Raw genomic sequence first — 17,912 nt, 5'->3', positions numbered from 1 at the left:
TCCCCGGATCGTCCCTTGCGGCCATGGCCATTTGCGTCCTGACGATCCAAGATCGAACCTGATCGGGTTACGGGAAGTCCAACGGGCATGAAGCGGCTCAGGATATGGCGGCGGTGGTTCGCGCGCAGGTTCGGCTACGCGCGGCTGGTCTGCCTTGCGCTGCTCGTCGGCTTCGCCGCTCTGCGTTTCGCCGATCCGGGACCGGTCGAGGAGCTTCGTGTCCGCACCTTCGACTACTTCCAGAAGTTCGATGCCCGCAAGAAGACGATGAGGCCCGTCGTCATCGTCGATATCGACGATCGGACCCTAAAGGCGGTCGGCCAGTGGCCATGGCCGCGCACCAAGCTCGCCGACCTCGTCACCAACCTGACGCGGCTTGGTGCGGCCGCGATCGCCTTCGACGTGATGTTCCCCGAGCCCGATCGGCTCAATCCCGATATCGCGGCCGAGACCTTTCGTAACCTCGACGAGGCGACGCGCGAGAAGCTGAGGGCGCTGCCGAGCAACGACCAGATGTTTGCCGAGGCGATGAAGCGTTCCCGCGTCGTGCTGGGCGAGACCGGCCTACCGGTCAGCAACTCGGAGCTCGACAAGAAGCTTCCGCAGACCGGCCTTGCGACCCTGGGTGAGGAGCCGCATCGTTTCCTGTACGAATTTCCAGGCTTGCTGCGAAATACGGCCGTGCTCGAGGCCGCCTCCGCCGGCCGCGGATTGCTGACCATCAAACCCGAGCGCGACGGCATCGTCCGGCGGGCGCCGATGATCACGCAGGCCCAGGGCGTGATACTGCCGTCGCTGACCTTCGAGATGCTGCGCGTGGTGTCCGGCTCTGACACCATGCTGGTCAAGACCGATCGCGAAGGTATCCGCAGCGTCGGCGTGAAGGGCTTCTCGATCCCGACCGACAAGAACGGCCTGCTCTGGGTGCATTTCGCGCCGCAGGATCCTTCGATCTATGTGCCGGCGGTTGACCTGCTGGAGGGACGCGTTGCACCGGACAGGATCGCGCAGCGGCTGGTGCTGATTGGCACCTCGGCAGCGGGACTCAACGATATCAAGACGACGCCGGTTGATCCCGCCATGCCCGGCGTCGAGATCCATGCCCAGGTGCTGGAAAGCGCGATCACCGGCTCGATCATCTCGCAGCCGAACTACGGCATCGCGATCGAGTTCTTCGCCGCCATCATCATGGGCCTCCTTGTGATCACCTTCGCGCCGAAGTTCGGGCCCGTGACACTGGTCGGCGTCGGCGCGCTGTTTGCTTCGGTGTTGGGCGGCTTCTCCTGGTACTGGTATGTGCACTATCGCCTCTTGATCGATCCCACCTATCCACTGCTATCGACCACCGCGATCTATCTGACGCTGATCTTCGCAAGCTTCGTGCGCGAGCAGCAGCAGCGCAAGCAGATCCGCGGCCAGTTCGCGCAATACATGTCGCCCGTGCTGGTCGAGCAGCTCGCGCAGTCGCCGGAAAAGCTCGTGCTCGGCGGCGAGGAGCGCGAGATGACGATCATGTTCTCCGACGTGCGCGGCTTCACCACGATCTCGGAAAGCTACAAGCACGATCCGCAGGGCTTGATCGCGCTGATGAACCGCTTCCTGACGCCGTTGACCGACGTGATCATCGAGCGAAAGGGCTATATCGACAAATACATGGGCGACGCCATCATGGCGTTCTGGAACGCGCCGCTCGACGATGCGCAGCATCAAATCAACGCCTGCGAGGCCGCGATCCAGATGCTCGAGCAGATCGACGCGGTCAACAAGGAGCGCAAGCAGGAAGCCGCTGACGGCGGCCACGTCTACATCCCGCTCAACGTCGGCATCGGCCTCAACACCGGTATCGGCGTGGTCGGCAACATGGGCTCCGATCTGAAGAAGAACTATTCCGTGCTGGGCGACAGCGTCAACCTGGCCTCGCGGCTGGAAGGGCAGACCAAGGACTACGGCTTCCCCATCATCGTCGGCTCCAAGACCGCGCTCGCCGCCAAGGACAAGTTCGCGATCCTCGAGCTCGACTTCATCATGGTGAAGGGCAAGACCGAGCCGGAGGTGATCTATGCCATCGCCGGCCGCGAGGACGTGATGCATTCGGCAGCCTTCCAGCGCCTGCGCAACACGACCATCGAGATGCTCGCCTGCTACCGCAGCCGCGACTGGCAGGGCGCGCTGGACGCGATCGAGCGCGGCCGCAGAAGCGAGGACGCCGACACGCTGGAAAAGCTGTTCGGCCTCTACGAGGCGCGCATCAGGAACTATCAGGCGAGCCCGCCACCAGACGACTGGAACGGCGCGTTCGCACTGCTGACGAAGTAGCGGGGCTGCGGCAGCATGTTCAGATTTCGTAGGGTGGGCAAAGGCGCGCTGCGCCGTGCCCACCATCGTTCAGCATCGTTGACACAAGACGTGGGCACGCGTCGCTTTGCCCACCCTACAATGCTGCCGATGAAGTAGCGGGGTGCGGCAGCATATTCAATGTCGTCCTGGCTTTCGCCAGGACGACGGCGGGTTCTGACGCGCCGAAGTGCCGCCCCTCACTCCACCCCGATCGTCGTCAGGTCCTGGAACCAGTGCTGCGCCTGCACGAACTGCTTGATCTTGGGCGATAGCGCATGCGGGTTGGTGTCGTGGACGACCCAGACCAGCACGGCGTCGTCGACGATCGCTGCATGGGCCTGCGCCAGCAGCTCGTCCTGCTTCGCAGTGTCGAACGTCTGCTTGGCTTCGTCGATCAACGCGTCGACCTTCGCACTTCTGTAGCCGCCCCAGTTGACGCCGACCGGCGCGATCTGGCCCGAGTGGAAGAAGCGCACGATGGCGTAGAGCGGGTCGGAGGTGACGTAGGCGATGTTGTTGGCGGTGATGCCGGCATTCATCTCGTCAGCCGCGCCCTTGCGCCAGTGGGTATAGAGCGTCTCGAGCTCGACGACCTTGAAATCGACATCGATGCCGATCTCCTTGAAGCTCTGCTGCAGGAATTCGTTCATCGGCAGCGACAACATCTGGCCGGTACCGCCCTGCGCGATGATGAAGGTGGTCTTGAGCGGCTTGTCCCTGGAGTAGCCGGCTTCCTCGACCAGCTTCTTCGCGGCAGCGAGGTCGTACTTCAATTCAAACGTCGGCTTGCCGAACCACGGGCTCGACGGGTCGACCTGACCCTTCGCGGGCTTCGCAAGCCCGTTCATCAGCCCGACCACCGCATCGCGGTCGATCGCGAGATTGAGCGCCTTGCGCAGGCGAATGTCGGTCCAGGGCGAGCCCGGCAGCACGCTCAAATGATAATTCCAGACATGCGGCGTGACGTTGTCGACGATCTTCATGCCGGCGGCCTTGAGCTGTGGCACGGCGTCGGGGGCGGGCGTCTCGATCAAGTCCACTTGTCCGGCCAGCAGCGCGTTGGTGCGCGTCAGCGCTTCCGGCATCGGCACCAGCACGAGCTTGTCGACCTTCGGAGTCCGCTTCTTGTTCCAGTAGTCCGGATTCTTGCTGAGCTCGGCGAGCTCCCGCGGCACGAGCTTCGTCAGCTTGAACGGGCCGGTGCCGGAGGGTTGGCTTGCGAACTTGTCCCAGTCCTTGCCGAGCTTCTCGTATTGCGCCGGGCTCGACACCAGGAACCAGAGCATCTGGTAGGGGAAGAACGAATCGACCGTCTTGGTGGTGATCTCGACCGTATCGTCGTCGATCTTGGCGTAGCTCGCGACGGAAGGCAGCCGCGTCTTCACCTGCGCGCTCTGCCGCTTGTCGAATTGCGGCGCCTTGTCGTTGAGCACCTTGTCGAGATTCCAGATCACCGCGTCGGCGTTGAAGTCGCTGCCGTCGTGAAACTTCACGCCCTTGCGCAGGGTGAAGCGCCATTTGGTCTTGTCGGTGTCGTCGACCTTCCATTCGGTGGCGAGCCCCGGCACCAGCTTGCCCGGCCGATCGGCGACGTCCATCTCCCATGCGACGAGCGGATCGTAGATCGTGTAGGCCGTGAACTGATAGGCGCCGGCGCCACGATCGGGCTGGCCCGTGGTCAGCGGAATGTCCGCCATCGAGATACCGTAACGCACCACGGTTTCGGCGCGTGCCGAGATTGCGGAGAACGCCAGCGCAAGCACGGCAAGAGCGGTCGAGATTCGATTGCGCATGACCAAAGCTCCCAACGAAAAATCTGGAGCCGAACTTGCAATCTTGATGCCAGAATAGGCAGCGCAGTGCCTTCACCAGCGTAGCATCACAAGGACTTGTCGTCGCAGGGGCAATTTGCAGAATAAGTTCCCCCATTTGGCATAACCATTGCATGCGCCTGCATCAAAAATAGTCATCGATATCGGGAAAAGGATTGAGGCGATGCTTATCGAAAAAACCACCCGCGCGGCATTGATTGCGGCGCTGGCGCTTACGACCGCAGCGGCCTGCCCGCGTGCGGCCAGTGCCGAAACCGTGCTGCGCATCGGCATGACCGCTGCCGATATTCCACGCACGCTCGGTCAGCCCGACCAGGGGTTCGAAGGCAACCGCTTCACCGGTCTTACCATGTACGACGCACTGACCATGTGGGACCTCTCCTCGGCCGACAAGCCGAGCGTGCTGATCCCGGGGCTTGCGACCGAGTGGAAGGTCGACGAGACCGATCACAAGAAGTGGACTTTCAAGCTGCGCCCTGGCGTGAAATTCCATGACGGCAGCGACTTCAACGCCGATGCTGTGGTGTGGAACGTTGACAAGGTGCTGAACAAGGATGCCCCGCAATACGACCCGAGCCAGGTCGGCCTCACCGCCTCGCGCATGCCGACGCTGCTGTCCGCTCGCAAGATCGACGACCTCGCGGTGGAACTGACCGCCAAGGAGCCGGACAGCTTCCTGCCGATCAATCTCTCCAATCTGTTCATGGCGAGCCCTGCGAAATGGCAGAAGTTTTATGACGCCGCCAGCGGCGCCGATGCGAAGGCGAAATCGGCCGCCGCATGGGAAGCATTTGCACGCGATGCCTCCGGCACCGGTCCGTGGAAGATGACGAGCTTTACGCCGCGCGAGCGGCTGGAGCTCGCCAGGAATGAATACTACTGGGACAAGGCACGCGTTCCGCATGTCGACCGCATGGTGCTGTTGCCAATGCCGGAGGCGAATGCGCGCACCGCGGCGCTACTGTCGGGGCAGGTCGACTGGGTCGAGGCGCCCGCGCCCGACGCGATTGCCCAGATCAAGCAGCGCGGTTTCGTCATCTACTCCAACGAAGAGCCTCATGTCTGGCCGTGGCAGTTCTCGCGGGTCGAAGGCTCGCCCTGGAACGACATCCGCGTCCGCAAAGCGGCCAACCTCTGTATCGACCGGGAGGGCCTGCGAGACGGCCTGCTCGGCGGATACATGGTGCCGGCGACCGGGACCTTCGAGCCCGGCCATCCCTGGCGCGGCAATCCGACCTTCCTGATCAAGTATGACAAGCCAGCCGCGCTGAAATTGATGGCAGAGGCGGGCTATGGTCCGAGCAAGCACCTGGCGGTCAAGATCCAGACCTCGGCCTCGGGTTCGGGCCAGATGATGCCGCTGCCGATGAACGAATATCTCCAACAGGCACTGGCCGAATGCTACTTCGACGTGCAATTCGACGTCATCGAGTGGAATACGCTGGTCAACAACTGGCGGCGCGGCGCCAAGGATGCTTCCGCCAACGGCTCCAACGCGGTCAATGTGACCTATGCTGCGATGGATCCGTTCTTCGCCCTGGTGCGCTTCCTGCAGTCGTCAATGGCGCCGCCCCTCTCGAACAATTGGGGCTACATCAACAACCCCAAATTCGACGAGCTGGTCACCAAGGCGCGGCAGACGTTCGATCCCGCCGCGCGCGATGCGGCGCTCGCCGAGCTGCACGCCGCGTCCGTCGACGACGCCGCCTTCCTCTACGTCGCCCATGACGTCGCTCCACGCGCCATGAGCCCGAAGGTGAAAGGCTTCGTGCAGCCCAAGAGCTGGTTCGTCGACTTCTCGCCGGTGTCGATGGTGCCGTGAGGTCGACTTCACTCTATCCATTCGTCATGCCCGGGCTTGACCCGGGCATCCACGTCTATCCACTCGCCCCGTCATTCCGGGGCGCCCGCAGGGCGAGCCCGGAATCTCGAGATTCAGGGTTCGACTCTTCGAGCCGCCCCCAGAATGACGGAGCAAGAACTTGGATGGCCGGGTCAAGCCCGGCCATGACGACTGAGAGATCAACGCTCCATTTCGAGTGAACAACGTGCTCGCCTATATCGCCAGACGCATCGTCTACGTCATCCCGATCGTCATCAGCGTGGCGCTGGTGTGTTTTCTGCTGGTGCATATAACGCCGGGCGATCCGCTCGTCGCCGTGCTGCCGGCCGATGCGTCGCAGGAGCTCGCGGCGCAGCTTCGTGCGGCCTACGGCTTTGACCGGCCGCTGCCGGTGCAGTTCGGCCTCTGGCTCTTGCGCGCGCTGCACGGCGATCTCGGTAATTCCATCGCGACGGGACGCCCCGTGCTTGCCGAAGTCATGCGCGCGGTGGGCAACACCGTCACGCTGGCGATCGCGGCCGCCATCATCGGCTTCACGATGGGGATCCTACTTGGCCTCATCGCCGGCTATTTCCGCGAGACCTGGATCGACAAGCTCGCGACGTCCTTTGCCATCGCCGGCGTCTCGGTGCCGCATTACTGGCTCGGCATGCTGCTCGTCATCATCTTCTCGGTCGAGCTGAACTGGCTGCCCGCGGTCGGTGCGGGTCCCGGCGGCTCCGGCGCCTGGGCCTGGGATTGGGCGCATCTGCAATATCTCGTGCTGCCGGCGATCACGACATCGGTGATTCCCATGGGCATCGTCACCCGCACCGTGCGCGCGCTCACCGGCGACATTCTCAGCCAGGATTTCGTCGAGGCCTTGCGCGCAAAGGGCCTGCGCGAAACCGGCGTGTTCCGCCACGTCATCAAGAACGCTGCGCCCACCGCGCTGGCGGTGATGGGCCTCCAGCTCGGCTACATGCTCGGCGGCTCGATCCTCATCGAAACCGTGTTCTCCTGGCCGGGCTCGGGCTTCCTGCTGAACTCCGCGATCTTCCAGCGCGACCTGCCGCTGTTGCAGGGCACGATTCTGGTGCTGGCGCTGTTCTTCGTCTTCCTCAACCTGCTGGTCGACATCGCGCAAGCCGCGATCGATCCGCGCATCAAGCGAGGCTAGCGGGATGAGCCTGGCTGTTGCCACGCAACCGGTGCGCTCCCTCCCCCGCCTGCGGGGGAAGGTTGGGGAGAGGGTGTCTCCGCAGTCGAGAATCCCCAAGAGGAGAGAACCCTCACCCCCGCCTTCGGCGCGAGCTCTCCCGCAAGCGGGAGAGGTGCACCGCGCCCTGGGCCTGCACCGATTGAATCAATGCGAACCGGGAGCCGGCCAATGAGCGAGCTTCCGCTGTCTGCGACCAATGATGCCGCGCTGCAGGCTGCGCCCGCCACAAAGGCGCGCGGCTACTGGGCGACCGTCGGCCGCCGCATCCTGCGCGACAAGGTCAGCATGACCTGCGCGCTGGTGCTGCTGTTGATCTTCCTCTCCGCGCTGCTCGCACCCTGGCTGGGCCTCGAGGACCCCTATAAGGGCTCGATGATCCGCCGCCTGCGCCACATCGGCACGACAGGCTATCCGCTCGGCACCGACGAGCTCGGCCGCGACATGCTGGCGCGGCTGATCTATGGCGGACGTCTCTCCCTCGTCGTCGGCATCTTGCCGGTCATCCTCGCCTTCGGCATCGGCACTTCGCTCGGCATCATTGCCGGTTACGTCGGCGGCAAGCTCAACACCGCGATCATGCGCACGGTCGACGTGTTCTACGCCTTCCCCTCCGTGCTGCTCGCGATCGCGATCTCCGGCGCGCTCGGTGCCGGCATCCTCAATTCCATCGTGGCGCTCACCATCGTGTTCGTGCCGCAGATCACCCGCGTCGCCGAAAGCGTCACCACCGGCGTGCGCAACATGGACTTTGTGGAGGCCGCGCGGGCGTCCGGTGCAGGGCCCGTCACCATCATGCGCGTGCACATCCTCGGCAACGTGCTGGGCGCGATCTTCGTCTATGCGACCAGCCTGATCTCGGTCTCGATGATCCTGGCCGCCGGTCTCTCGTTCCTCGGGCTCGGCACGAAACCGCCGGAGCCGGAGTGGGGGCTGATGCTGAACACGCTGCGCACCGCGATCTACGTCAATCCCTGGGTCGCCGCGCTTCCGGGCGCGATGATCTTCGCGGTCTCGATCTGCTTCAATCTGCTCTCGGACGGCCTGCGCAGCGCCATGGACATCAGGAACTGAGATGATGATGCAGAGGCCTGCTACCGCGGCGTACTCCGTACACCTCTCCCCGATGGGGAGAGGTGAAGGAGCGCGGCCATGAGCGAGAGCAACACATCCGTTGAAATGCTGGAGCCCGTCGAGGACGTCGGCGGCGTCGCGCAGCCGCTGCTTCAGGTCAATGGCCTCACAAAACATTTTCCGGTGCGTGGCGGGCTGTTCGCCGCCAAGCGCACGGTGCGCGCCGTCGACAACGTCTCCTTCTCCGTCGCCAAGGGCGAGACGGTCGGCATCGTCGGTGAATCCGGCTGTGGCAAGTCGACCACTGCGCGGCTCCTCATGCATCTGATGCCGCGCGATGCCGGCGACATCATCTATGACGGCATGACGGTCGGTCAGGCGCTCAGCTTGCGCGAGCTCCGCCGCGGCATGCAGATGGTGTTCCAGGATTCCTACGCCTCGCTCAACCCGCGCCTGACGATCGAGGAATCCATCGCTTTCGGCCCCAAGGTTCACGGCATGGCCGACAGCGCGGCCCGTGCGCTCGCGCGCGAACTGCTCGGCAAGGTCGGCTTGCGTCCGGAAAATTTCGCCAACCGCTACCCGCACGAGATCTCCGGCGGCCAGCGCCAGCGCGTCAACATCGCGCGGGCGCTGGCGTTGTCGCCGCGGCTGGTGATTCTCGATGAAGCCGTCTCCGCGCTCGACAAGTCGGTCGAGGCGCAGGTGCTCAACCTTCTTGCCGACCTCAAGCGCGAGTTCGGCCTGACCTATCTCTTCATCAGCCACGACCTCAACGTCGTGCGCTACATCTCGGATCGCGTGCTGGTGATGTATCTCGGCGAGGTCGTCGAGCTCGGCCCGGTCGATGCGGTCTGGGACGCGCCCGCCCATCCCTATACGCGCGCGCTGCTGGCGGCGATGCCGTCTTCCGATCCCGACAAGCGCACCGAGACGCCGCCGATTTCCGGCGATCCACCCAACCCGATCGATCCGCCCTCCGGCTGCCGTTTCCACACCCGCTGTCCCTTTGCGGAGCCGCTCTGCGCAAAAGCCACGCCAAAGCTCACCGCGCTCGATACAATGGGCCACGAGGCCGCGTGCTATATGGCGATACCGGGATCGGGCCACAGCCGCGCGTCGCAAGAGGGAACAGCATGACAAGACCGACTGCAAAAGACGTCAAGGCCATCGCCGACACAGTAGGCGTGCCCGTCGACGAGGAGACCGCGACCCGCATCGCCAACTCCATGGGTCCCGTGTTTGACGGCTTCGCAACCATCGCCGGCACGCTGCCGATGGACCTGGAGCCTGCGCTTTTCGTGATTGCGCAAACCACGAAGGTTTCGGCATGAGCACCGAACCCGCATTGATGACGCTGACCGAGGTCGCACGCGCGATCGCGATGAAGCAACTGTCCTCGCATGAGGTGATGCGCGCGCTGCTGCACCGCATCGCCGAGTGGCAGCCGCATCTCAACGCCTTCATGGCTGTTGAGGCCGAGGCCGCGCTGAAGGCGGCGGAGGAAGCTGATGCCGCGCTTGCGGCGGGCGAGGTGCGCGGGCCGTTGCACGGCGTGCCGCTCGCGCACAAGGATATGTATTACGACGCGGGCAAGGTCGTGACCTGCGGCTCGCTGATCCGCCGCGACTATGTCGCCACCACGACGTCGACGGCTCTGCAGCGCCTGAAGGATGCCGGCCAGGTCCGGCTCGGCACCCTCCACATGGCCGAGTTCGCCTATGGGCCGACCGGTCACAACAGCCATTATGGTCCGGTGCGCAATCCCTGGAACGTCGCGCACATCACCGGCGGCTCGTCGTCGGGCTCGGGCTCGGCGGTCGCCGCGCGGCTGACCTTCGCCGCGCTCGGTTCTGATACTGGTGGCTCGATCCGCATGCCCGCGAATTTCTGCGGCGTCACCGGCTTGAAGGTGACCTGGGGCCGCATCAGCCGCGCCGGCGCGATGCCGCTGTCGCAGTCGCTCGACACCGTCGGTCCGCTGGCGCAGACCGCGGAGGACTGCGCGCTGCTGCTCGCACTGATGGCGGGGCCGGACCCCGAGGATCCGACCGCGAGCGCCGAGCCCGTGGCGGATTACGTTGCCGCGACGAAAGGCTCGCTGAAGGGTCTCAAGATCGGCGTGCCCGCATCCTTCTATGTTGATGATCTCGACGGCGAGGTCGCGCGCGTGCTCGACGAGACCATCGTCGTGCTCAAGCGCGAGGGCGCCGACATCGTCAAGGTCGAGCTGCCCGACCAGCGGCAATTGCAGGCGGCGAGCCAGCTCGTGCTGGCAGTGGAGGCCGCCGCCTTCCACAAGCGCTGGCTGATCGAGCGTCCGCAGGATTATGGCGCGCAGGTATTGATGCGGCTCCAGAACGGGCTTGCGGTTCCCGCCATCACCTATCTCGAAGCGATGCGCTGGCGTGGCCCTGCGCTCGCAGCCCATCATGCGGCCACCGCCGGCGTCGATGCGGTGATCGCGCCGGTCTCGCCGGTGCCAGCGCCGACGATTGCCGAGAGCGATGTCGGTGGAGACGCGAATGCGCCGGCAGTGTTGCAGCGACTGACGCTGTTCACGCGTCCGGTGAACTATCTTGGCCTGCCGTCGCTGGTCGTGCCGTCAGGCTTCACCAAAAGCGGCCTGCCGGTCGGCATGCAGCTCATCGGCCGCGCGTTCGATGAAGCGACCCTGCTCACCATCGGCGCCGCGTTCCAGCGCGCGACCGACCATCATGCCAAGGTGCCGAAGCTGCCGTCATGACAAAGCTCGTCGAGATCTCAGGCCTCAACATCCGCTTTACCGGCGAGCGCACGGTCTTTGCCGTGAACGATCTCGCTCTCTCGCTCGGTGATGGTGAGGTGCTGGGCCTGCTCGGCGAGTCCGGCTCGGGCAAGAGCGTGACGTTGCGTGCGCTGATGCGGCTGTTGCCGAAGAAGCGCACCCAGATCTCGGGCGCCGTGAACGTCATGGGCCGCGACGTGCTGGCCATGGGCGAGGAGGAGCTCTCTTCATTCCGCGGCCAGACAGTGTCGATGATCTTCCAGGAGCCGGCGCTCGCGCTCGATCCGGTCTACACCATCGGCGCGCAGATCGCCGAGAGCGTGGTGCGTCACGAAGGCAAGAGCTATGCGGAAGCGCGGGGGCGCGCGCTGGAAATGCTCGAGGTCGTCCGCATCCCCTCCGCAAAGCGCCGGCTCGATGCCTATCCGCACGAGATGTCCGGAGGCATGCGCCAGCGTGCGATGATCGCGCTGGCGCTCGCCTGCCGGCCAAAGATCCTGCTCGCGGACGAGCCGACCACCGCGCTCGATGCCACCGTGCAGATCCAGATCCTCTTGCTGTTGCGCGAGCTGCAGCGCGAGTTCGGCATGTCCGTCATTTTCGTCACCCACGACATCGGCGTGGCGATCGAGATCTGTGACCGTGTCGCGGTGATGTATGCCGGCCAGATCGTAGAGCAGGGAAGCCTTCGCGACATCGTCCGCGCGCCGGTGCACCCCTATGCCAGGGGCCTGCTCGCCTCGACCATTCATGGCGCTAAGCGCGGCGCGCGGCTCGAGACCATCCCCGGCACCCCGCCATCGCTTGGCCAGAAGCCACACAACTGCTCCTTCGCTCCCCGCTGCGCCGTCGCCCAGCCGCGGTGCCTGGAGCAACTGCCGGAAAACGTGCAGGTGGGACCGGGCAGGGCGGCGCGGTGCGTGCTGGCCGAATCGGCGACGGTTACCTCGTAATATTTGCGGAGGCTGCATTCACGAATCGGCCGCGCACCCTCCCTCCTTGTGGGGGAAGGGTGGGGGAGAGGGGTAGCCACAAACGCCGCCGACATCACTTGGGGCTACCCCCCTCCCTGCCTCTCCCTCGCAAGGGGGGAGGGAATGAGCGGTGTGCTCCTGACCTCGAGAATCTCAAGCACCGGCACTGAGTTGCTGCGATTCGCCGGGCGTCTCCTCGCCAGGCCAGTTCTACTTTGCATGGGGTTGTTTTCGACGTTTTGTCGGGATGAGGCCTTCGGGGGAGACGTGAAGAGGCATTCAGTTCCCATTCATCCCGGTTCCGGTTCCATGCGCCCCCATTCACGGAGAGGGACTTCAACTTATGTACATTTCTGGCCAAAGCCTGATCGTCATCCTGTTCGTCGGCCTGGTTGCCGGCTGGCTTGCTGGCAAGGTGGTCCGCGGAAGCGGGTTCGGCATCATCGGCGACATCGTGATCGGCATCGCCGGCGCGTTTGTCGCGAGCTTCCTGTTCCCGCGGCTCGGCATCCATCTCGGCGTCGGGCTGGTTTCGGAGATCATCTACTCGGCGATCGGCGCCATCATTCTGCTTCTGGTGGTCCGCCTGCTGCGCGGCGGCGGCCGGCTCTAGCGATCCGTTGCGAAAACCGGCTGCCGCGACGACAAATTCGCCGCGGCAGCCGCAAACCTGTGGAATTCGTGGATTTGCGCCGCAGCGCGGCCGCGCTAGAGGTTTTTGAGCCAGATTATTGATCAACTGTCGTGCATTGGACGACAGCCACAAACGCGATATTAATCGGCGTCGAGTACCCCAAATTTAGCTTGTGAAATCAGGGGTTTTACCCCTCATCCGGTGGAAAGCGACTGATGGCAGCAGTTCCCGGCTTGCGCCGTTCTGAACTCGGTAATGCCTTGCGCGCCTGTCGCGCAGCGTTCCTGGGTCTCGGGTTGATGAGCTGCATGATCAACCTGCTCTATCTGACCGGGTCGATCTTCATGCTGGAGGTCTATGACCGGGTGCTGCCCAGCCGCAGCATCCCGACGCTGGTCGGCCTGATTATCCTCGCCGGCGGTCTCTACATCGCGCAAGGTGTTCTGGACCTGATTCGCGGCCGCATCCTTGGCCGTATCGGCACTGCGCTCGACGAGGCTTTGAACAAGCGTGTGTTCGACACCATCGTGCGCCTGCCCCTTCTGGTCGGCAACCGCAACGAAGGCCTCCAGCCCCTGCGCGACCTCGACAACGTCCGCTCCTTCCTTGGCGGCATGGGACCGAGCGCGTTCTTCGACCTGCCGTGGCTGCCGCTCTATCTCGCCATCTGCTTCGCCTTCCATTGGCTGATCGGCATCACCGCTTTGGTCGGTGCGATCATCCTGGTCGGCCTGACGCTGGTGACGGAGTTCATGTCCCGCCGCCCCGCACGCGAGGCGACGAGCCTCGCCGCACAGCGCAACGATCTCGCCACCTCCAGTCGCCGTAATGCCGAGGTGCTTGTGGCGATGGGCATGGCCGGCCGGCTCAACCAGCGCTGGAGCGAAGCCAACGAAAAATATCTCGCCGGCAATCAGCGCGCCAGCGACGTCGCCGGCGGTCTCGGTGCCATCGCAAAAGTTCTGCGCATGATGCTGCAATCGGCCGTGCTCGCGGTCGGCGCCTATCTCGTCATTCATCAGGAGGCGACCGCCGGCATCATCATCGCGGGCTCGATTCTCTCGGCGCGCGCGCTCGCGCCGGTCGATCTCGCGATCGCGCACTGGAAGTCCTTCGTCGCCGCGCGGCAGAGCTGGCAGCGGCTCAGCCGCCTGCTGGAGCAAATTCCGGCCCAGGTGATGCCGACCCAGTTGCAGGCGCCATCGAGCCGCCTCGCGGTCGAAGGCGTCAGCATCGTGCCGCCGGGCGATCAGCGCGTCATCGTGCAGGATGTGACATTCGTGCTCAATGCCGGCATGGGCCTCGGCGTGATCGGCCCGAGCGGTTCGGGTAAATCGTCGCTGATCCGCGCGCTGGTCGGCGTCTGGCAGCCGGTGCGCGGCAAGGTGCGGCTCGACGGCGCGGCGCTCGATCAGTGGGCCTCGGACGTGCTCGGCCGCCACATCGGCTATTTGCCGCAGGACGTCGAGCTGTTCGGCGGCAGCATCGCGCAGAACATCGGCCGGTTTGATCCCGACGCGACCTCCGATGCCATCATCACCGCTGCGAAAGAGGCCGGCGTGCATGAGATGATCATCAAGATGCGCGAGGGCTACAACACCCAGGTCGGCGAGCAGGGCACGGCGCTGTCCGCCGGCCAGGCGCAGCGCGTGGCGCTGGCGCGCGCGCTCTACGGCAATCCGTTCCTGATCGTGCTCGACGAGCCCAACTCCAACCTCGACACCGAGGGCGACGAGGCCCTGACCCGCGCGATCCGCGCCGCGCGCGAGCGCGGGGCCATCGTCGTCGTCGTGGCGCATCGGCCGATCGGCGTCGAGGCGGTCGACCAGATCCTGGTGCTGCGCGACGGCCGCATGCAGGCCTTCGGTCCGAAGGAGCAGGTGCTCGCGCAGGTGCTCCAGCCGCGCGTCGCCCCGCCGGCGCCGCCGATCAAGATCGTCAGCGAAGGCGGAGTTGCCAAACCATGAGCACGATGACGATGGCGGGCGCCAAGCCCGCGGCAAAGAGAAGCGTGCGGCAGTCGATCAGGTTTCACCTGCTGCTCGGTCTCGGGATCGTGCTGCTGCTCGCCGGCGGGCTCGGCGGCTGGGCTTCGACGGTGCTGATCTCCGGCGCGCTGATCGCGCCAGGGCAGATCGTCGTCGAATCCAACGTCAAGAAGGTGCAGCATCCGACCGGCGGCGTGGTCGGCGAGGTGCGTGCCCGCGACGGCGACCTGGTCAAGGCCGGCGATATCGTCGTGCGGCTCGACGACACCGTCACCAAGGCGAACCTCGCCATCGTCACCAAGAACCTCGACGCCGGCCAGGCGCGCGCCGCGCGGCTGCAGGCCGAGCAACGCGGGCTTGCGAAGATCGAATTCCCGCAGGCGGTGCTCGAGCGCGCAAGCGATTTCGACGTGGCGACGCTGCTGGCCAGCGAGGGCAAATTGTTCGAGGTCCGCGTGAACGGCCGTGCCGGACAGAAGGCCCAGCTCCGCGAGCGCATTCAGCAGCTCAACGAGGAGATCGACGGGCTGAGCGCACAGGAGAAGGCCAAGGACAAGGAGATCGCGCTGGTACAGCAGGAGCTGGTCGGCGTCCGCGATCTCTACGACAAGCACCTGGTGCAACTCTCGCGCCTGACCACGCTGGAACGCGACTCGGCCCGCCTCAACGGCGAGCGCGCTCAGTACATCGCCTCGCGCGCCCAGGCCAAGGGCAAGATCACCGAGACCGAGCTCCAGATCATCCAGGTCGACAAGGACATGGTGAGCGAGGTGTCCAAGGATCTGCGCGAGACCAACGACAAGATCGGCGAGCTGATCGAGCGCAAGGTCACCGCCGAAGATCAGCTCCGCCGCGTCGATATCCGGGCGCCGCAGGATGGCATGGTGCTGCAATCGACCGTGCACACCGTCGGCGGCGTCGTCACCGCCGGCGATACCCTCATGCTGATCGTGCCGCAGCAGGACGACCTCCAGGTCGAGGCCAAGGTCAATCCGACCGACATCGACAAGCTCCAGGTCGGCCAGAAGACGCTGCTGCGCCTCTCGGCCTTCAACCAGCGCACCACGCCGGAGCTCAGCGGCGTCGTGAGCCGGGTCTCGCCCGACGTCACCACCGACCAGCGCACCGGGCAGAGCTACTACACCATCCGCGTCTCGATGCCGCCGGAAGAAGTCGCCCGCCTCGGCGAAGTCAAGCTGATCCCCGGCATGCCGGTCGAGGCCTTCGTGCAGACCGGCGATCGCACCATGCTGTCCTACCTGATGAAGCCGCTGCACGACCAGCTGATGCGGGCGTTCCGGGAGAAGTGAGAGGAACGGTCATTCCGGGGCGATGTGAAGCATCGAGCCCGGGAGCGCGTGCCGCAGCGTCGGTCTCGCAAGGTGGGCAAAGCGCGACGCGACGCGCCCACCGCTTTTGCGGGCACACACACGGTGGGCGCGCTTCGCTTTGCCCACCCTACGCCCTACGTTCCTGATATAGTTCGAACGCAGCAGCTACCTCCAACGTCAGACACATGCATCACGCCTCCATCCAGACCCCGCCGGCCATCGCCACCGAAACCTTCACCGATGCAGGCCTTGCGGTCGCCCGCCTCGAAGAGATCTACGAGCGCAACACGAAATTCCTGCGCGATCACTTCGAAGCTTACCTCAACGGCACCTCGCCGGCGACGCGCGTACGCGCGTTCTATCCGTTCGTCCGCATCACCACGGCAACGCATGCGCGACTTGATTCGCGGCTCGCCTATGGCTTCGTCGCGGGACCCGGCGTGCACGAGACCAGCGTGACGCGGCCGGACGTGTTCCGGACCTATCTCACCGAGCAGATCGGCCTCCTGATCAAGAATCACGGTGTGCCGGTCGAGATCGGCGAGTCGTCCGAGCCGATCCCGATTCATTTCGCCTATCGGCGTGACATCAACATCGAGGCGGCGATCAGCACGGGCGATACGGGCGGCACGCGGCTGATGCGCGACGTGTTCGACACACCGGATCTTGCCGCCATGGACGATGCGATCGCCGACGGCACGCTCGCGCTGTCGCCCGGAGCGCCGGAGCCGCTGGCCCTGTTCCGCGCGGCGCGCGTCGACTATTCGCTGCGGCGGCTCTATCACTACACCGGCACCGATCCCGAGCACTTCCAGAATTTCGTGATCTTCACCAACTACCAGTTCTACGTCGATGCCTTCGTGCAGCTCTGCCAGCAGCGGCTCGCCTCGGGCGAGGATGGCATCGATGCTTTCGTCGGGCCGGGCAACGTGATCACCCGCAACGCGCGGTTCGGCGGCGGCACGAACGGCATTGCGCCGGATCGCGCACCGCAGATGCCGGCCTTCCATCTCGTCGAGCCCGGCTATCAGGGCATTACCCTGATCAACATTGGCACGGGCCCTTCCAATGCGCGGAACGTCACCGACCACGTCGCGGTGTTGAGGCCGCATGCCTGGCTGATGGTCGGGCATTGCGCCGGCCTGCGCAACACGCAGCGGCTCGGCGACTACGTGCTGGCGCATGGTTACGTCCGCGAGGATCACGTGCTCGATCAGGAATTGCCACCCTGGGTGCCGATTCCGGCGCTTGCCGAGGTGCAGGTCGCGCTCGAGGAGGCGGTCGAGGAGGTCACGGGATTGTCCGGCTTCGAGCTCAAGCGCCTGATGCGAACCGGAACGGTCGCGAGCGTCGACAACCGCAATTGGGAGATCAGCGGCGCTGCGGTCATTCGCCGCCTGTCGCAATCCCGCGCCGTTGCCCTCGACATGGAATCGGCGGCGATCGCCGCCAATGGCTATCGCTTCCGCGTTCCCTACGGCACCTTGCTGTGCGTATCGGACAAGCCGCTGCACGGCGAGATCAAGCTCGCAGGGATGGCGAGCGCATTCTACCGGCAGCGCGTCAGCCAGCATCTCGAAATCGGCCTGAAGGCGCTCGAACGGCTCAAGCACCAGGAGTCGGAACGCCTGCATTCGCGCAAGCTGCGCAGCTTTGCCGAGGTGGCATTTCAGTAGTTTGATGCTTGCGCACGCTTAGGGCAGCAAAACTGTCGTACGCAGCGCTGACGTCTGCGTGAGCGCACAAGCCCTCCGGAATAATCACCGGAGGAGCAGGGTTTACACGTCGTCCGGGGCTCCCTTGACCAAGGCCACAGGAGCAGACATGAGCAATCCCCTGATCAGGTACGTCGTGCTGGGAGCATGTGTAACGGCGCTGTGCGCGCCGCCGGCATTCGCCCCGGTCTTTGCGGCAGGCGGTGGTGGCGGAGGAGG

The 17,912-nt window shown here is 64.9% G+C and carries 13 protein-coding genes; 12 read left to right on the top strand and 1 reads right to left on the bottom strand.

Annotation, left to right across the window (positions count from 1 at the left end; all coding sequences use genetic code 11):
- The first annotated feature begins 87 nt into the window (after nt 1-87).
- Nucleotides 88-2,316 carry a CHASE2 domain-containing protein gene (locus SO140_RS17195; protein WP_449379207.1) on the top strand — a complete coding sequence of 743 codons (2,229 nt, stop codon included), beginning with the start codon at nt 88-90 and terminating at the stop codon, nt 2,314-2,316.
- Between the two features lie 218 nt (nt 2,317-2,534).
- On the opposite strand, the gene SO140_RS17190 is transcribed toward SO140_RS17195, so the two are convergent.
- Nucleotides 2,535-4,130 carry an ABC transporter substrate-binding protein gene (locus SO140_RS17190; protein ID WP_449379208.1) on the bottom strand — a complete coding sequence of 532 codons (1,596 nt, stop codon included), beginning with the start codon at nt 4,128-4,130 and terminating at the stop codon, nt 2,535-2,537.
- Between the two features lie 202 nt (nt 4,131-4,332).
- Here SO140_RS17190 and SO140_RS17185 point away from each other — a divergent pair, with 202 nt between their 5' ends.
- The 11 genes from SO140_RS17185 to SO140_RS17135 all read left to right on the top strand — a co-directional run bounded on the left by SO140_RS17185 (nt 4,333) and on the right by SO140_RS17135 (nt 17,654).
- Entirely contained in the window at nt 4,333-5,991 is a 1,659-nt protein-coding gene (locus SO140_RS17185) for an ABC transporter substrate-binding protein (protein ID WP_449379209.1), read from the top strand.
- Between the two features lie 226 nt (nt 5,992-6,217).
- Nucleotides 6,218-7,171: an ABC transporter permease gene (locus SO140_RS17180; RefSeq protein ID WP_027521379.1), complete on the top strand. Its 954-nt coding sequence runs from the start codon at nt 6,218-6,220 to the stop codon at nt 7,169-7,171.
- 210 nt (nt 7,172-7,381) lie between these two features.
- Nucleotides 7,382-8,284: an ABC transporter permease gene (locus tag SO140_RS17175; protein WP_449379210.1), complete on the top strand. Its 903-nt coding sequence runs from the start codon at nt 7,382-7,384 to the stop codon at nt 8,282-8,284.
- Between the two features lie 78 nt (nt 8,285-8,362).
- Nucleotides 8,363-9,424, top strand: a complete 1,062-nt coding sequence (locus SO140_RS17170) for an ABC transporter ATP-binding protein (protein ID WP_449379211.1) — start codon at nt 8,363-8,365, stop codon at nt 9,422-9,424.
- Nucleotides 9,421-9,618 carry a P1/P2 acidic ribosomal protein gene (locus SO140_RS17165; RefSeq protein ID WP_449379212.1) on the top strand — a complete coding sequence of 66 codons (198 nt, stop codon included), beginning with the start codon at nt 9,421-9,423 and terminating at the stop codon, nt 9,616-9,618. The genes SO140_RS17170 and SO140_RS17165 overlap by 4 nt, the downstream gene beginning before the upstream one ends.
- Nucleotides 9,615-11,030 carry an amidase gene (locus SO140_RS17160; protein ID WP_449379213.1) on the top strand — a complete coding sequence of 472 codons (1,416 nt, stop codon included), beginning with the start codon at nt 9,615-9,617 and terminating at the stop codon, nt 11,028-11,030. The genes SO140_RS17165 and SO140_RS17160 overlap by 4 nt, the downstream gene beginning before the upstream one ends.
- Entirely contained in the window at nt 11,027-12,004 is a 978-nt protein-coding gene (locus SO140_RS17155; protein WP_449379214.1) for an ABC transporter ATP-binding protein, read from the top strand. Before SO140_RS17160 ends, SO140_RS17155 begins: the two co-directional genes overlap by 4 nt.
- 364 nt (nt 12,005-12,368) lie before the next feature.
- Nucleotides 12,369-12,638: a GlsB/YeaQ/YmgE family stress response membrane protein gene (locus SO140_RS17150; RefSeq protein ID WP_449379215.1), complete on the top strand. Its 270-nt coding sequence runs from the start codon at nt 12,369-12,371 to the stop codon at nt 12,636-12,638.
- A 236-nt stretch (nt 12,639-12,874) separates the two neighbouring features.
- Nucleotides 12,875-14,626: a type I secretion system permease/ATPase gene (locus tag SO140_RS17145; protein WP_449379216.1), complete on the top strand. Its 1,752-nt coding sequence runs from the start codon at nt 12,875-12,877 to the stop codon at nt 14,624-14,626.
- Nucleotides 14,623-15,957 carry an HlyD family type I secretion periplasmic adaptor subunit gene (locus SO140_RS17140; RefSeq protein ID WP_449379217.1) on the top strand — a complete coding sequence of 445 codons (1,335 nt, stop codon included), beginning with the start codon at nt 14,623-14,625 and terminating at the stop codon, nt 15,955-15,957. The genes SO140_RS17145 and SO140_RS17140 overlap by 4 nt, the downstream gene beginning before the upstream one ends.
- A gap of 206 nt (nt 15,958-16,163) precedes the next feature.
- Nucleotides 16,164-17,654: an AMP nucleosidase gene (locus SO140_RS17135; protein ID WP_449379218.1), complete on the top strand. Its 1,491-nt coding sequence runs from the start codon at nt 16,164-16,166 to the stop codon at nt 17,652-17,654.
- Nucleotides 17,655-17,912: the final 258 nt, after the last annotated feature.

The sequence above is a fragment of the Bradyrhizobium sp. UFLA05-108 genome (genome assembly GCF_059803455.1).
Note: the sequence above shows the minus strand (reverse complement) of the source record. Positions and strands in the feature narration are given on the sequence as shown.

Excerpts from the sequence above, each read along its gene's own strand:
- SO140_RS17170 (WP_449379211.1), top strand. The coding sequence starts at position 8,363 with ATGAGCGAGAGCAACACATCCGTTGAAATGCTGGAGCCCGTCGAGGAC.
- SO140_RS17145 (WP_449379216.1), top strand. The coding sequence starts at position 12,875 with ATGGCAGCAGTTCCCGGCTTGCGCCGTTCTGAACTCGGTAATGCCTTG.
- SO140_RS17165 (WP_449379212.1), top strand. The coding sequence starts at position 9,421 with ATGACAAGACCGACTGCAAAAGACGTCAAGGCCATCGCCGACACAGTA.
- SO140_RS17185 (WP_449379209.1), top strand. The coding sequence starts at position 4,333 with ATGCTTATCGAAAAAACCACCCGCGCGGCATTGATTGCGGCGCTGGCG.
- SO140_RS17140 (WP_449379217.1), top strand. The coding sequence starts at position 14,623 with ATGAGCACGATGACGATGGCGGGCGCCAAGCCCGCGGCAAAGAGAAGC.
- SO140_RS17160 (WP_449379213.1), top strand. The coding sequence starts at position 9,615 with ATGAGCACCGAACCCGCATTGATGACGCTGACCGAGGTCGCACGCGCG.
- SO140_RS17175 (WP_449379210.1), top strand. The coding sequence starts at position 7,382 with ATGAGCGAGCTTCCGCTGTCTGCGACCAATGATGCCGCGCTGCAGGCT.
- SO140_RS17135 (WP_449379218.1), top strand. The coding sequence starts at position 16,164 with ATGCATCACGCCTCCATCCAGACCCCGCCGGCCATCGCCACCGAAACC.
- SO140_RS17190 (WP_449379208.1), bottom strand. The coding sequence starts at position 4,130 with ATGCGCAATCGAATCTCGACCGCTCTTGCCGTGCTTGCGCTGGCGTTC.
- SO140_RS17155 (WP_449379214.1), top strand. The coding sequence starts at position 11,027 with ATGACAAAGCTCGTCGAGATCTCAGGCCTCAACATCCGCTTTACCGGC.
- SO140_RS17150 (WP_449379215.1), top strand. The coding sequence starts at position 12,369 with ATGTACATTTCTGGCCAAAGCCTGATCGTCATCCTGTTCGTCGGCCTG.
- SO140_RS17195 (WP_449379207.1), top strand. The coding sequence starts at position 88 with ATGAAGCGGCTCAGGATATGGCGGCGGTGGTTCGCGCGCAGGTTCGGC.